Origin of the sequence: Oceanobacillus sp. FSL K6-0127, assembly GCF_037983385.1 — a bacterium.
In the GTDB taxonomy this organism is placed as follows: Bacteria; Bacillota; Bacilli; order Bacillales; family Amphibacillaceae; genus Oceanobacillus; species Oceanobacillus profundus.
This window is the reverse complement of sequence record NZ_CP150287.1, coordinates 2505750-2521428: the sequence shown is the minus strand read 5'-3', so window position 1 is coordinate 2521428 and position 15679 is coordinate 2505750. Positions and strand designations below refer to the sequence as shown.

Below are 15679 nucleotides of genomic sequence, written 5' to 3'. Positions count from 1 at the left end.
TACATAAAATATAATTTTACCAGCATTGTGTGGATCCACAAAGAAAGGCAGGAGCATTTACGAAACATGCTCCTGCCTTTCTTTTAATCTTCTTTATTCAAGTGACTAATTACGATTTCTGCTATGTTGCTAGGTATGCCAAGTTTTGTAATATCCATTATTTTCGCGTTCCGAATTTCATTCACCGATTTAAAATGCGTTAGCAATAACTTTCTTCGCTTCTCTCCAACTCCAGGTATTTTATCTAGCTCCGATTGGAATAAGTTTTTACCACGAAGCTGGCGATGGAATGTGATAGCAAACCGGTGCACTTCATCTTGAATACGCTGCACAAGGTAGAATTCCTGAGATTGACGTTCCAGCGGTACCATAATTGGAGGATCTCCGTAAAGCAACTCACTTGTTTTATGCTTATCATCCTTAGCTAGTCCTGCAAGCGGTATATCAAGACCAAGCTCATTTTCCAGTACATCCAGAGCTGCTGACATTTGACCCTTTCCACCGTCAACAATTACCAAATCGGGCAGTGGCAGGTTTTCTTTCAGTACTCTTGTATACCTTCTTCGGATTACTTCTCGCATTGTTTCATAATCGTCTGGACCTTTTACATCTCTAATTTTATATTTGCGATACGCTTTTTTATTTGGTTTTCCATCTTCAAACACGATCATCGCTGATACTGGATCTGTCCCTTGAATATTGGAATTATCAAAAGCTTCAATACGACGCGGCGTTTCAATGTGAAGTCTCTCCCCTAACTTCTCAACCGCCTGAATCGTTCTTTCTTCATCCTGTTCAATTAATAGAAATTTTTCCTCTAGCGCAATTTCTGCATTTTTCATAGCTAGCTGCACCAGTTCTTTTTTTCTTCCACGCAATGGGGTATGCACGTCGATTTCAAGTAGCTTATGCAGTAGTTCATCTTGTGTACCAATAGGCACTAGTATTTGCTTTGGTTTTAAATGGTTTTCATGTAGATAAAATCTACCAACAAAGCTAATGAAGGTCTCCTCATGTTCATCAAAGAATGGGAAAATCGTCACATCTCTTTCAAGCAGCTTTCCTTGTCTCACAAAAAATACTTGAATGCACATCCAGCCTTTGTTATAGCTGTATCCAAAAACATCTCGATCAACTTGATCATTCATTGTCATTTTCTGTTGTTCCATTACGACTTCAATATGCTGAATTTGATCACGCAGTTCCTTTGCACGTTCAAACTGAAGCTGTTCACTAGCCTCATACATCTTCGCCATTATGTTTGATTTAATTTCTTTATATCCCCCTTGCAGAAAGGAAGCAATTTCTTGAACAATGGACTGATATTCCTCTTTTGACGGGGGGTTCTCGCTGCACGCCTTGCATTGGTGCATATGATAATATAAACAAGGGCGTCCTGGTGGGTTATTACATTTTCTTAACGGATAAAGTCGATCCAGTAATTTCTTTGTTTCTCTTGCTGCCAAAACATTTGGATACGGTCCGAAATACTTGCCTTTATCCTTTTTAACTTTACGTGTAATGAGCAAGCGCGGATGTCTTTCCGATGTGATTTTCAAATATGGATAAGATTTATCATCCTTTAGCATCACATTATATTTTGGGTCATATTTTTTAATCAAGTTCATCTCTAGTATAAGTGCTTCGATCTCAGAAGAAGTTACAAAGTACTCAAAATCCTCTATTTCTTGTACAAGACGTTGTGTTTTCTGGTCATTCGCACCTCTGAAATAAGAGCGAACACGATTTTTCAACATCTTTGACTTTCCAACATAAATAATGATTCCATGCCTATCCTTCATCAAATAACAACCCGGCTGTGCTGGCAATATAGCCAATTTACCCTTTATTGTCTCATTCATCTGCATTCAAATCCTTTAAGTATCCCCTTTTTCTTTAGAACAAATCCCTTGTCACATTCGTAACAAGGGATTTGTTCTAATTTCATTATACACGTTTTACGCGTGTTTGTTAATTAAGTCTACTAAAGCTTCTTTTGGTTGGAAACCTACTACTTGGTCCACTACGTTACCATCTTTGAACAGTAATAGTGTAGGGATACTCATTACACCGAATTTACCAGCAGTCTCTTGGTTTTCGTCCACATCAAGCTTAACGATTTGTACTTTTTCTTCCATTTCTCCATCTATTTCTTCCAGAACTGGAGCGATCATTTTACACGGTCCACACCATGGTGCCCAAAAGTCAGCTAAAACAAGCCCCTTAGAAGTTTCTTGTGCGAAGTTCTGATCTGATACATTTTTAATTGCCATTATTATATACCTCCTAATAAAAACTCAAGATTGAATAAATCTTATTATGAGTATATCACCTGATGTATATACTTCCTAATAGTTTGCTTCATATTATAACGTGAAACTTCATTCATTAGGGATTTACGGATTGGTTCCTCCCTCTTTCACTACTTTTGGATTCCGTTACGTATAGAAATGGGGGGTATTACAGCCTCTTAATACGTGATAAAAAATAGGGACCTGATGAATATTATCACCAGATCCAATTGATTATTTCACTTTCTTAAATTCCTCAATCAGTAACGGAATAACTTCAAATAGATCACCAACAATTCCATAGTCAGCAATATTGAAGATATTTGCTTCTGGATCTTTGTTAATTGCTACAATTACTTTGGAGTTAGACATCCCGGCTAGATGCTGGATAGCGCCTGAAATTCCAACTGCAATATAGAGATCTGGTGTTACAACCTTTCCAGTCTGCCCAATTTGTAAAGCGTAATCACAATACTCTGCATCACAGGCCCCACGTGATGCGCCGACTGCTCCACCTAACACCTCTGCAAGCTCATATAATGGCTTAAATCCATCTTCGCTTTTAACACCCCGGCCGCCAGCAATAATTACATTTGCTTCTGATAAGTCTACTCCCTTAGAAGCTTTACGAACGACATCTTTTACGATGGTTCGGATATCTGCTATATCAACGTTTTTTGTCTCTATATCTCCTGAACGGGATTCATCTTTTTCTAATGCGGAAATATTATTCGGTCGAATCGTCACAAAAGTAATTCCGTTTGTAATAATCTTCTTTTCAAAAGCTTTCCCTGAATAAATTGGACGAATAAATACAGGCTGATCATCGTCCTTTTCAATTGCAACAGCATCTGAAATAAGTCCTGTCTCTAATTTGCTCGCTAATTTCGGTGATAAATCCTTCCCAATCGAAGTATGCCCCATAATGATACCGGTTGGATTTTCATCATTAATAATTGCCATTATCGACTGCCCATAGCCTTCAGATGTATACGTTTTCAGTTTTTCATGAGAAACACTTATTACTCGATCTGCACCATAATAAATAAGTTCTTTTGCCAAACTTTCCAAACTTCCATCACCAACAACTACACCAACGATTTCAGCATCAGCATTAATTTCTTTCGCTGCCGCAATTGCTTCAAATGATACATGACGCAATTCTCCATCTCTCACTTCACTAATTACTATATATTTATCACTCATGTCATTTCCCCTTTCATCCATAAAGGAAGTTGTTCAAAAAGTCCTGTAAATTAACACATCTGCACAAGAGATTTTCGACTAAGAACCGATACGTCCCTGTTAAACGTCGAAGTCATCACGTCCAGTGTAAATCGGGCTGAGTAATCTCAGTCCAATGACGTTTCAAATTTAGCAGACCTCGGTCCATTTTATCGTTTTTAAACTCGTTATTTTTTCTTTACAACACTTTCTTTTCGTTTTTAAGTAAGGAAACTAATTCACTAACTTGATCTGAGATTTCGCCTTCTAGTACTCTTCCAGCTTCCTTTTCAGGTGGTAAATAGATATCGATTGTTTTCGTTTTCGCTTCCACATCTTCTTCATCTAAATCTAAATCATCAATTTCAAGCTCTTCCAACGGCTTTTTCTTTGCTTTCATAATTCCTGGAAGTGATGGATAGCGAGGTTCGTTTAAGCCTTGCTGACAAGTTACTAATAAAGGCAAGCTTGTTTCAATAATCTCTACATCACCCTCTACATCTTTTTCAATCGTAACTGTTTCATCTTTGATATCCAAATTAGTAATGGTTGTAACATATGGAAACCCAAGTAATTCAGCTAATCGTGGTCCAACCTGTCCACTTGCTTCATCAATTGCCACGTTTCCTGCTAAAATTAAATCTACTTCTTTATCTTCAAAGTACGCCTCTAAAATTTTAACAGTTGTAAAAGAATCTCCTTCATCCAAGTCTTCTTCTGTATTAATTAGTACTGCTTTGTCTGCTCCCATTGCTAAGGCTGTGCGTAACTGTTTTTCAGAGTCTTCATCTCCGACTGTCACAACAGTTACTTCCCCTCCATGAGCATCACGCTGTGTAATTGCCTCTTCAACCGCATACTCATCGTAAGGGTTAATAATGAATTCAGCACCTTCATCTTCAATTGTTCCGCCAGCTACACTAATTTTTTCTTCAGTATCGAAGGTCTTCTTTAAAAGTACGTAAATATTCATCTAGTATCCTCCTAATCAATTTAAATATTATCTTATTTATCTTTAAAATTAGCTTGACGCTTTTCTAAAAATGCTTGAATCCCTTCTCGCGCATCCTCATTTCCAAAAACTTGCGAAAAAGCATTAGCTTCTTCTTCTTCCCCTTTGGAAAATGCCTCTGTTTTAGCTACGGAAACAAGATGCATGATATGCTGAATAGCTGGTTTACTTTTAGCCGCAATCTTGTTTGCTAGTTTCGTAGCTTCACTTAAAAGCTCTTCTTCAGCGACAACGCTATTCGCGAGACCCCATGCAGCTGCCTGACTTCCACTAATTGGTTCACCAGTAAGTATCATTTCATATGCTTTTGCTGCACCTACATATCTAGGCAATCGCTGTGTACCTGCAAAACCAGGTATAATCCCAAGGTTCACTTCAGGTAACCCAAGTTTCGTATTTTCTGTTACGATACGGATATGGCAAGCCATTGCCAGTTCTAACCCTCCACCTAATGCAGCACCATGAATAGCAGCAATAATCGGTACAGAGAACTGTTCCATTCGACTGAAGACACGCTGACCATTTGTTGCAAGTGATGCATAATCGGATGCGTTCTGTAAATCGGTAAATTCCTTAATATCAGCTCCCGCGGAGAAAAACCTACCATCCCCTTTTAACACAACAGCTTTTACACGATTTTCTTGTTCGATTCGGTTAAGCTGTTCACTTAGGTCTTTTAGAAGACCCCGTGATAATGCATTTGCGGGTAGACTTTTAATGGTTAAATACGCTACATTTCCTTCAACTTCATACATAATCATCGTCAATTTAATTATATCCTCCTTCTATATACTTAGATTTAATCTGATTCGATTCAATCTACCGAAAGCCCTTTCATTAACAAGTCATGAACAGCTGAAACTTGTTTATTCAGGTCATATTTTTGCTCATTCATAACCCAATTCGTTACGATTTCATCTAAAGTACCAAAAATCATCTGGCGTACCAATGGAATCGTTAGATCATCACGAAATAGTTGTTGCTGTATTCCTTCTTTCAGGATATTATCCAATACAGTTAAATATCGCTTTAAAACATTATTGATTTGAATGCGAAGGTCGTAATTGGATTGTCTTAGTTCCAGCTGGGTAACAATCGCTAAATGATAATCGGCAGAAAGCTGTTCAAAATGCATTTTAATTAGTGTAAATAATTTCTCATTTGCATTTTGCTTTTGATTGGTTGATTCTTCGATTTGCTTAATAAATTCACCCATCTTCTCTTCAAAAACAGATACAAGCACATCTTCTTTGTTCTTAAAATAAAGATAGATTGTACCATCCGCAACACCAGCTGCTTTAGCAATTTTAGATACTTGCGATCCATGATAGCCGTTCTCTGCAATGACTTTTACTGCCGCTTCTATAATTTGGTTATATTTGGGTTTGTTATTTTTCATGCGTCTTCTCCTAAGATGTGTTTCACTTTGCAAACTGAGTGAATAGTCATTCATAATTTCATTTTAACTGCTACAGACTATTCTGTCAATAATATACCTTGTCCATAATCAAATAAAGAAAGAAGAGCACAAGGCTCAAATAGATGTTACAGACTCTTCTGTCTGTCTGGCTACCTCTTCGTCAACTAACTTCCTTCTTAATATCTTACCAACTGCAGTTTTAGGTAGTTCTTTGCGGAATTCATATATTCTCGGAACCTTGTATGCTGCGAGATGCTTTCTGCAATATTCGTTTAACGCATCTTCAGTGATACTGTAATCTTGCTTAAGAACAATATAGGCCTTGACTGTTTCTCCACGATAAGCATCTGGTATACCAGCTACCACCGCTTCCTGAATGCCTTCATGCTCATAAAGAACCTCTTCTACTTCACGTGGATAAATATTATATCCCCCTGCAATAATCATATCCTTTTTCCGATCAACAATATAAAAGTAGCCTTGTTCATTCATATAACCTAAATCACCTGTAAATAACCATCCGTTTTTTAATACATTATTCGTCTCTTCTTCGTTATTCCAGTAACCTTTCATGATCTGCGGCCCTTTTACCGCAATCTCTCCAACTTCCCCAACTTCTGCTTCTTCATCGATTGCATCCATCTTAAAAATCTTACAATCTGTGTCTGGCCATGGTACACCGATACTACCATTCACTCGGTTTTCCCAGACAAAGTTCGCGTGTGTTACTGGTGACGATTCTGTTAATCCATAGCCTTCAACTAATTTCCCATTCGTTATTTTCTCGAACTGTTCCTGAACCTCAGTTGGTAATGGAGCTGAGCCGCTAATACATGCTTTAATCGATGAAAGATCATATTTCTTCAAATCTGGATGGTTCAGTAAAGCAACATAGATGGTCGGCGCACCGGGAAATAAGGTCGGCCTTTGTTTATCAATTGCTTTAAGTACGTCTAATGCATTGAATTTTGGCATGAGAATCATTTTTGAACCTTGCTTAATCGAGAGATTCATGACGGTGGTCATTCCATATACATGGAAAAACGGAAGCACACCCATCACAATTTCTCTTCCATTCTCTGTTTTATATAACCAGCTTTCACACATCTCGACATTCGATGTAAGGTTATAATGGGTAAGCATAACACCTTTTGGATGACCAGTTGTACCGCCTGTATATTGTAATAATGCTAAGTCCTCAACTGGATCTATTTCAGGCTCCAAATATTCCGCCGGTGTCTTTTCCATCATTAATTGCCATACATGCGTATCTATACTTTGTTCTACTTTAACAACCATGTTATACTCTCGTTTCTGGATAAACGGATAAATCAGGTTTTTCGGAAATGGCAAGTAATCTTTAATTCCTGTAACAATTGTATGTTTTAATTCTGTGTTTCCTTTTACTTTTGTAACTCGAGGAAGCAAGATATCTAAACAAACAATTACCGAAGTGCCGGAATCATTTAGCTGATATTCCAATTCACGTTCTGTATACAGTGGATTTGTCTGAACCACCGTTCCGCCCGCCATCAGAATACCATAATAGCTTATAACAGCCTGCGGACAGTTCGGTAACATTATAGCTACTTTATCCCCCTTCCTCACTCCTAGAGACTGTAAATAATTCGCCATTTGCTTTGATTTCAAAAACAATTCATGATAGGAAAGTTCCTTCCCCATAAAATAAAGCGCTTTCTTTTCTTTGTACGCTTTTGCACTTTCTTCCAAGTATACATGTAAGGCTTTTTTCTCATACTTCAGTGACGTAGGTATTTCAGACGGGTAATGTTCATGCCATTTTCGGTTAGGTTTCATTTTTCACTCCCCTTTATACTATACTATAACCATTATACCGATTAATTTCTATTTTTTGAAATCTTTTTAATTAATTTTTGATTTTTTATTATGTAACAAAATAAAAGAGGAGTGAATAAGAAGCTGGTCATATAATAACCACTTATATTAAGTAAAATATACCTACTACTACAAAAATCACTGCCACAACAATTAATATTTTTGCTAAACGATCTAATACCACTGTTGATCTCCCCTCTCTTTATCCAATGCTGGCTCCGATTACAAATGCTAATCCCGCGGATATAATCATGGAAATGAAGCCAACAGCCTTATTTCCATTCCCGATTTCCTCATCTACTTTCATAAGCGGGGTAAGAAATTCAAACATGAGATAACCCATTAATAATAAAACAAAACCAAAAACACCCCATCCAACTGACTGCAAAAGAGAATCATTATGTTCAATTGAATAGCGAAAAATCGTTGCAATCCCAAATAGCTTTCCTCCCGTTGCCATCGCAACAGCAAGATTGCCTTTTCTTATTTCTTCCCAATTTTTATAAGATGTTACAAGTTCAAAAATTGCTAAGAAGACAAGTGTACATAAGACAAATACACTGTAGCGGGCTGCTGTAACTACGATGATATGTTCCCAAAATCCTTCCATAACAGTCGACCTCTCCTACTTCTCTAGAAATTTGCCATACCATTTAGCAACGCATCAATTGTAGATGCAGTTAGGAAAGTAAGATACTTTCCTAACTAAATTAGTAACAAGCACAGGTATCCGCTTATTAAAATTCAAGAACAGTTACACCACTGCCACCTTCGCTACTTCCTCCTGGCTGCGCATTCTTAATTTGAGAATGTCGCTTCACGAATTCCTGTACTCCTTTTCTTAAAGCACCGGTACCTTTACCATGAATAATATAGGCTTTTGGATAGCCAGCTAACAAAACATCATCAATATATTTCTCTAGTTTCAGTAAGGCATCCTCATAGCGTTCCCCACGCAAATCCAGCTCTGTACTTACATGATAATTCGATCCTTTTATCGTTGCTATTGGTTTTTCCATTGTTTGCTTTGGTTTACCAAGAAACTGTAATTCATGTCGTTTCACTTTAACCTTCATGATTCCGACCTGCACTAAAAATTCATTATCATTTACTTTTTCTAAAACTTCACCTTTCTGATTTACAGTTAGCAACTTAATTTCATCACCAGGTTGAAGTACTCTTTGTTCAGCAGCTTTTTTGTCTGGCTGTCTATTTTGCTTTTGGGTCAAATGTGGCTGAGCTTCCTCAAGCATTTTCTTAGCCTCAATCCACTCATGCTCCTTTAGTGAGACATTTGTTTTCATTTGACGGATTTCGTTTACAATTCGTTCCGCCTCTTCTCGAGCTTTCGTCAGGGCTTTTTCTGCCTTTTCTTCAGCTTTTTTATACAGCTCTTCCTTCTTTTGCTCTAATTGCTTCCATTCTTTTGTGATGTCTTCACGTAATTTCTCACTTTCAAGTAATACTGCATGTGCTTTTTCATAATCCCGTTCCGCCTCTAAATGCGATTTTTCCAATGAAGCGATCATTGTTTCAACGCTTTTCGAATCAACGCCTACAAGTCCTTTAGCTCTTTCAATTATATGATTATTCAAGCCTAATCGGTTCGATATTTCAAATGCATTACTTCGACCAGGCACTCCGATAAGCAACCGGTAGGTAGGCTGCAAGGTTTCGACATTGAATTCAACCGATGCGTTCACAACGTTGCTGCGATTGTATCCATATGCCTTTAACTCTGGATAATGTGTTGTTGCAATTACCCGTGCATTGCGAGAAACAACTTCATCAAGAATGGCCATCGCTAGTGCAGCACCTTCCTGTGGATCTGTGCCTGAACCAAGCTCATCAAAAAGCACAAGTGAATGATCATTTACTTCCTTAATGATTTCTACTATATTTGTCATGTGTGAAGAAAATGTACTTAAATTTTGTTCAATCGATTGTTCGTCCCCAATATCAGCAAACACTTCCTTGAACACTGCGAGCTCGCAGCCATCTAGTGCGGGAACTTGTAAACCGGACTGCGCCATTAATGTACAAAGACCCACCATTTTCAGTGTAACGGTCTTTCCTCCTGTATTCGGACCTGTTATTACAATCGAGGTATACGTTTTTCCAATCTCCACATCATTAGCAACCACTTCATCAATTGGAATTAATGGATGTCTTGCTTGCTTCATTTGAATGAACCCTCGGTCATTCATTTTTGGTCGGGCTGCTTTCATTTCTTGACCTAATCTAGCACGTGCAGATATGAAATCAATTTGACCAAGCAGCATGACATTTTGGTCCAAATCATGTTCTTCTACTGCAATGGATTGGCTTAATTCTTTTAAAATCCGATCTATTTCCTGCTTTTCCTTTGTAATCGCTCCATGCAATTGATTATTTAAGTCTACAATAGCTTTAGGCTCCATAAACAAGGTTTGACCTGATGACGACTGATCATGAACAATCCCACCAATTGCTCCTCTATATTCTTGTTTAACTGGGAGCACATAGCGATCATTTCGGATCGTTATAATTGCATCAGAAAGCATACTGCTATTATTTCTTGTGTAGCTCTCTAATCTTTCTCGAATCCGATTCTCAAACGTCCGGATGGAGCTTCTAATACTGCGTAAGCTTGCTGATGCGCTGTCTATTACGTGGCCGCGGTCATCAATACAATTTTTTATCTCCATCTCCAGTTCACGAAGTGGTGTTATTCGTTCCACCAATCCTTCAAGAATTGGTATTTCTTCTTCAAGCTCGAGTTGATCAAAAAACAACTTTACCTGCCTTCCACCATAAATCGTATTGGCAACATCAAGACATTCATGTGTTGAAAGCACACCACCGATGGCACTTCGTTTCAAGCTAGGGCGAATATCTGTGACGCCCCCTAACGGAATAGTTCTGTTTAAACGAGCAATTTGGCTCGCTTCGTCTGTTTCATTCTGCAGCTCGATAACCTGTTTTAATTCTGTCGCAGGCTTTAACTTAGATACAAAATCCTTTCCTAATGTTGTAGCTGCGTGCATGGATAGATTTTCTATTATTTTTTTAAATTCGAGTACACGGAGAATTCGTTCGTTCATGCTTAATTACTCCTTTAAATAGGCTTCTTATTTAAATATCACATGTTCAAAAAGAACCGATGAGTTCAATCAGCTTAGCTCTCCGCGCCCGGTAACCACAAGACGCGCTGTTTTCGAAATTGACCACAGAACGGAGCCGCTGTTAGCTGAACTGATTCCTACTTGTCATTTTAAAAGGATTTTTCAAAATTCCTTTATTTATTACGATTAAAATAATCCATGAGTTTCTTTTTAGACCACGTGTTCATAACGGTATCCTTCTCAAGCCATCCTCTTCTAGCTACTCCTACTCCGTATGCCATATGGTCGAGCATTTGGTAGCTATGAGCGTCTGTGTTGATTGCGATTGTTACACCCGTTTCCTGAGCTTTACGCACCCAATCAGCAGATAAATCAAGTCTGTTCGGATTGGCATTGATTTCTAATGCTGTATTTGTTTCTTTTGCCTTCTCAATCAATTTCTCTACATTAACATTGTAACCTGCTCGTCTTCCAATGAGCCTGCCAGTAGGGTGGGCGATCAATGATACATATGGATTTTCTAATGCTGAATATAGTCGCTTCATTATTTTTTCTTGTGATTGGTTGAAGCTAGAATGAATGGCACCAATTACATAATCCATTTCACGAAGAAACGCATCAGAGAAGTCAAGTGAGCCATCTGGTAGAATATCCATTTCTACCCCTGCGAAAATATGAAAATCTGTCCACTTTTCATTTAAAGCTGCAATTTCCTCTCTCTGCTTGCGCAAGCGCGATTCATCTAGCCCATTTGCTACGCGGAGGTATTTGGAATGATCGGTAATTGCCATATAGGCATACCCCATGGCACGAACATGGCTCGCCATTTCTTCCAGTGATTGCGCACCATCGCTCCAGGTTGTATGCATATGTAAATCGCCTTTTATATCAGCAAGCTCAATCAATCTTTTTTCTTCTTTAAATGCTTCCACTTCCCCCGTGTTCTCTCTTACCTCTGGCGGAATAAATTGGAGTCCAAAATAGCGAAAGAACTCTGCTTCATTTGAAAATGTCCGTACTTCGTTTGTTTCCTCTACTTCTACTCCATATTCGCTAATTTTCTCTCCTCTTGATTTAGCAAGCTGTCTTAATGCAACATTATGATCTTTTGAGCCAGTAAAGTGATGCAAGGTCGTTGCAAACTCTGTCTTTGAAACTAACCTGAAATCGACATTGATATCATACACATCCTCCAATGTTACCGATACCTTTGTATCTCCTTTAGCGATGACTTCCTTTAAATTCGGGATGACAAGTAGTGCCTCTCTTACAGCGGATGGATTGGAAGTTGCAATGATGAAATCAAGGTCCTTTATTGTTTCCCGCATTCTGCGAAGACTTCCAGCCCGTGAAAAGGATTCAATTTCTTCAATTTCAGTTAAATATGCTTCAATTCTCTCTGCTAATGGAAGCATGATCGCTATTGGCAGTCTTTCTGGACGTTTCCCTGACTCCTCTAATGCAGCGACAATTTTCTCTGCTGACTTTTTGCCAAATCCTGCAAGATTTTCTACTTTCCCGCTTAGACAAGCCTCTTTTAATGTATCCGCATCAATAACTCCAAGCTCTTGATAAAGCTTAGACAATTTTTTGCCACCAAGGCCTGGCAGATTTAGTAGCGGAATTAATCCAGGCGGTACTTGCTCAGCTAGTTCCTTCAAAGCTTGAGATTCACCCTGCTCAATAAATTCTACAATGACATTGCTTGTACCTTTACCAATTCCTTTGATTTTTGTAAAATCCTCAATGTCAGCTAATGACCGATCATCTTGTTCTAAGCCTTGAGCTGCCTTTCGATATGCCGATATTTTAAATGGATTTTCTCCTTTTAGCTCCAAGTAAATGGCTATTCTCTCTAATAATTGAATAACATCTTTTTTATTAATTGCCACAACTATCACCTATTCCATAAGTATTCATATAAAACTGCAACCTCTAAAAAAAGACTGATTCTATTTAGTTCATACCACCTGCTCCGAACTTACAAGCGTATCCCTAATACGATGAATCAGTCTCCGGTAATCAAATCATAACGATTTAAATTTAACTTGCTTCCCCACCTGTATAGGTAAACCAAAGCTCCAATAGCTTTTCTGAGAAATAAGGTGTTTTCTCAATAATGAAAACTGCTATTGAAGAGTTGCTAATCCAATTCTGGATTGTCTCAACTGGTGTTAATGCCAGAATATACAGCAAGATGAATATAATTAAATATACTTCTAAAAACCCCAGAACGGAGCCTAGAATTTTATTAACGGATTTAATAATGGGTATGGATGCTACAAAGTCGAGCATGGAAGCTATGATTTGCAATGCAATTTTAACCGCGAAAAAGATAATCGCAAACGCAATTGCATTATAAAAGGCTGTCTCAAGTGGTAACGACTGCAGAAAGACTGCCCATGCACTTTCCTCCGACAGTTCTGGATATGGAATCCAAAGTGATAGCTTTGGACCTAATACATCATAATACTTCACTGCCACAATAAATGCGATAATATATCCAGTTAAGTGGAGTAATTGTAATATAAATCCTCTTTTCAGGCCCATGAAAAACCCGAAAAGCAACATAATGAATAATATAAAGTCTAACATAACTTACTTATCCTCTTTCTTTCTAAGCGACCCCAATAAGGTTGCGTAATCTTCTTTCAGTTTTTGGTAATCATTCATTGTATTTACAGCAGTTAAGACTGCTAATCTTGTTGTATCCAATTGCCGGTTCATTTCATGCAGCTCTTTCATTTTCTGATCGACAAGACCTGCGACTAATCGAACATGACTTTCTGACTCTGGTCCCACTATTGTATATGTTCTATTATATATATCAACTGTAATACGTTGCTTTTCGCCCTCGTCCATGTGGTGTTACCTCCTGCAAACAAAAAATTCTTCACTTAATATTAACACGAAGTACTTTTAAAAAGAAGTATTTCATTATGAAAGCTATTTTGCTATAGTCAATATATGCAAGGATTGGAGAGATGTAGATGGGACAAGAGGTACATGTATTACCAATAGATACAATAAATGAAATGAAATTACATTATAAAAGCGCTTTGACACAAACCCCACCTGGAGCTGTCTTTCGTGCGAAAACAAGCGCTGCTGTCATAACAGCCTATAAATCTGGCAAGGTTCTATTCCAAGGGAGTGCACCTGAATTAGAGGCAGGAAAATGGCAGACAAGCTCGAGTACCTCAGCAACTAAAACAGTAAAAAAGACGAGCCAAAATCAAATCAAAACACGATATACGCCGGATACCAGCTTATTTACAAGTAGTCACATTGGTTCGGATGAAGCTGGAACTGGTGACTATTTCGGTCCAATAACCGTTGCTGCAGCATATGTGAACAAAAGTCAGTTTGCCACTCTAAAAGAGCTTGGAGTAAAGGACTCGAAAAACCTTACAGATCCGATTATTTCTAAATTAGCAAAGGATATCGTCAAGCTTCAAATTCCATACTCGTTGCTTGTTTTACATAATGAAAAGTACAATAGGCTACAGAAAAAAGGCTGGTCACAAGGAAAAATGAAGGCCATGCTTCACCATCACGCAATTACAAATTTATTAAATAAAATTGGTAAGGTTGAACTTGATGGCATCCTGATTGACCAATTTTGTGAACCAGCTGTCTATAGTAGACATATCGGCACAGAACAACAACAGCTGCCGGAAAAGACATATTTTATTACAAAAGCCGAAAGCCATTCAATCGCCGTTGCTACAGCATCTATTATTGCCAGAACAAGCTTTGTGAAAGAAATGGATAAGCTTTCTGAGGCCATTGGTATCCCGCTTCCTAAAGGAGCCTCTGCTAAAGTGGATCAAACAATCGCAAAGGTAATCAATACAAAAGGTGCTGCCATATTAGATAAATACGCCAAGACACATTTTGCCAACACAAAAAAAGCTCAGCGTTATTTATAGACTTATATAGGAAGGGTTTTATAATGAAGCAAAACATTTTACAAAACGACTGGGAACCCTTACTTGCAAGTGAGTTCCAAAAACCATATTATCTGCAATTACGAGCATTTTTGAAAACAGAATATGAAACACATACGATTTACCCAAAGATGCAAAATATTTTTAATGCATTACATTACACCCCGTTTAGTCAGGTAAAAGTTGTGATTCTTGGACAAGATCCGTATCACGGGCCAAATCAAGCCCACGGGCTTAGTTTTTCTGTACAGCCTGAGGTGAAAATTCCACCATCATTACGAAATATATTCAAGGAATTACACGCTGATCTTGGTCTGCCACCCCCTGCACACGGTTATCTGGTTGAATGGGCAATGCAAGGGGTACTTCTTTTAAATACAGTTCTAACTGTGAGGTCTGGTGAAGCCCACTCACACCGAGGCAAGGGATGGGAGACGTTCACTGACCGTGTAATTGATGTGTTAAACACAAAAAAAGATCCTGTTATTTATATCCTTTGGGGAAGTGCAGCACAAAGTAAAACAAAACTAATCGATACAAACAAGCATTACATTATTCGTGCACCACACCCTAGTCCATTATCTGCACATAGGGGCTTTTTCGGGAGCAAGCCGTTTTCAAAAACGAACGCTATCTTGCAAGAAAACGGACTGGATGAAATTAGTTGGGAATTACCACCTAAAAAGAATTATAACGATTGATAATTACTGCATGTATTGGTGTAGTATAATGAATTGGAGCATTCCGGTGCTGTCTGGTATGCTCTATTTTTTGTAGCGTGTTTTGAGTTGGCTGGGTAGCGTGTTGGAGCAGCAACGAAC

Annotated in this window: 14 protein-coding genes; 2 read left to right on the top strand and 12 right to left on the bottom strand. The window is 38.2% G+C overall.

The annotated features are described in order from the left end of the window. Nucleotides 1-83: 83 nt before the first annotated feature. From uvrC to zapA, 12 genes are all read right to left on the bottom strand, one after another. Nucleotides 84-1862 (bottom strand): excinuclease ABC subunit UvrC, encoded by a 1779-nt coding sequence (gene uvrC / locus MHH64_RS12445; protein WP_095307242.1) that lies wholly within the window; start codon nucleotides 1860-1862, stop codon nucleotides 84-86. Nucleotides 1863-1958: 96 nt separating this feature from the next. Next, a complete protein-coding gene (gene trxA / locus MHH64_RS12440; RefSeq protein WP_095307243.1) occupies nucleotides 1959-2273 on the bottom strand; it encodes a thioredoxin in 315 nt (104 codons plus the stop codon). Nucleotides 2274-2525: 252 nt separating this feature from the next. Beyond that, nucleotides 2526-3497: an electron transfer flavoprotein subunit alpha/FixB family protein gene (locus tag MHH64_RS12435; protein WP_340001856.1), complete on the bottom strand. Its 972-nt coding sequence runs from the start codon at nucleotides 3495-3497 to the stop codon at nucleotides 2526-2528. A 217-nt stretch (nucleotides 3498-3714) separates the two neighbouring features. Then, nucleotides 3715-4488 carry an electron transfer flavoprotein subunit beta/FixA family protein gene (locus tag MHH64_RS12430; protein WP_095307246.1) on the bottom strand — a complete coding sequence of 258 codons (774 nt, stop codon included), beginning with the start codon at nucleotides 4486-4488 and terminating at the stop codon, nucleotides 3715-3717. Between the two features lie 32 nt (nucleotides 4489-4520). Continuing rightward, nucleotides 4521-5294, bottom strand: coding sequence for an enoyl-CoA hydratase (locus MHH64_RS12425; protein WP_340001855.1), 774 nt, complete (start codon nucleotides 5292-5294; stop codon nucleotides 4521-4523). A gap of 47 nt (nucleotides 5295-5341) precedes the next feature. After that, complete coding sequence (locus MHH64_RS12420) at nucleotides 5342-5980, bottom strand: TetR/AcrR family transcriptional regulator (protein WP_340001854.1); 639 nt, start codon at nucleotides 5978-5980, stop codon at nucleotides 5342-5344. An 81-nt stretch (nucleotides 5981-6061) separates the two neighbouring features. Then, nucleotides 6062-7765, bottom strand: coding sequence for an AMP-binding protein (locus MHH64_RS12415; RefSeq protein ID WP_340001853.1), 1704 nt, complete (start codon nucleotides 7763-7765; stop codon nucleotides 6062-6064). A 241-nt stretch (nucleotides 7766-8006) separates the two neighbouring features. Then, nucleotides 8007-8414 (bottom strand): DUF350 domain-containing protein, encoded by a 408-nt coding sequence (locus MHH64_RS12410; RefSeq protein WP_095307254.1) that lies wholly within the window; start codon nucleotides 8412-8414, stop codon nucleotides 8007-8009. Between the two features lie 127 nt (nucleotides 8415-8541). Continuing rightward, nucleotides 8542-10887, bottom strand: a complete 2346-nt coding sequence (locus MHH64_RS12405; RefSeq protein WP_340001852.1) for an endonuclease MutS2 — start codon at nucleotides 10885-10887, stop codon at nucleotides 8542-8544. A 194-nt stretch (nucleotides 10888-11081) separates the two neighbouring features. Further along, the gene (gene polX / locus MHH64_RS12400; RefSeq protein WP_095307256.1) at nucleotides 11082-12800 is read right to left on the bottom strand and encodes a DNA polymerase/3'-5' exonuclease PolX; all 1719 of its coding nucleotides are present in this window, start codon (nucleotides 12798-12800) and stop codon (nucleotides 11082-11084) included. A gap of 151 nt (nucleotides 12801-12951) precedes the next feature. Continuing rightward, nucleotides 12952-13503, bottom strand: coding sequence for a CvpA family protein (locus MHH64_RS12395; RefSeq protein WP_251661400.1), 552 nt, complete (start codon nucleotides 13501-13503; stop codon nucleotides 12952-12954). A gap of 3 nt (nucleotides 13504-13506) precedes the next feature. Beyond that, the gene (zapA, locus tag MHH64_RS12390; protein ID WP_095307258.1) at nucleotides 13507-13770 is read right to left on the bottom strand and encodes a cell division protein ZapA; all 264 of its coding nucleotides are present in this window, start codon (nucleotides 13768-13770) and stop codon (nucleotides 13507-13509) included. A 128-nt stretch (nucleotides 13771-13898) separates the two neighbouring features. Here zapA and rnhC point away from each other — a divergent pair, with 128 nt between their 5' ends. Together rnhC and MHH64_RS12380 are read left to right on the top strand one after the other, a co-directional pair. Then, nucleotides 13899-14840, top strand: a complete 942-nt coding sequence (gene rnhC, locus MHH64_RS12385) for a ribonuclease HIII (RefSeq protein ID WP_095307260.1) — start codon at nucleotides 13899-13901, stop codon at nucleotides 14838-14840. Nucleotides 14841-14863: 23 nt separating this feature from the next. Next, nucleotides 14864-15559: a uracil-DNA glycosylase gene (locus MHH64_RS12380; RefSeq protein WP_303447387.1), complete on the top strand. Its 696-nt coding sequence runs from the start codon at nucleotides 14864-14866 to the stop codon at nucleotides 15557-15559. Nucleotides 15560-15679: the final 120 nt, after the last annotated feature.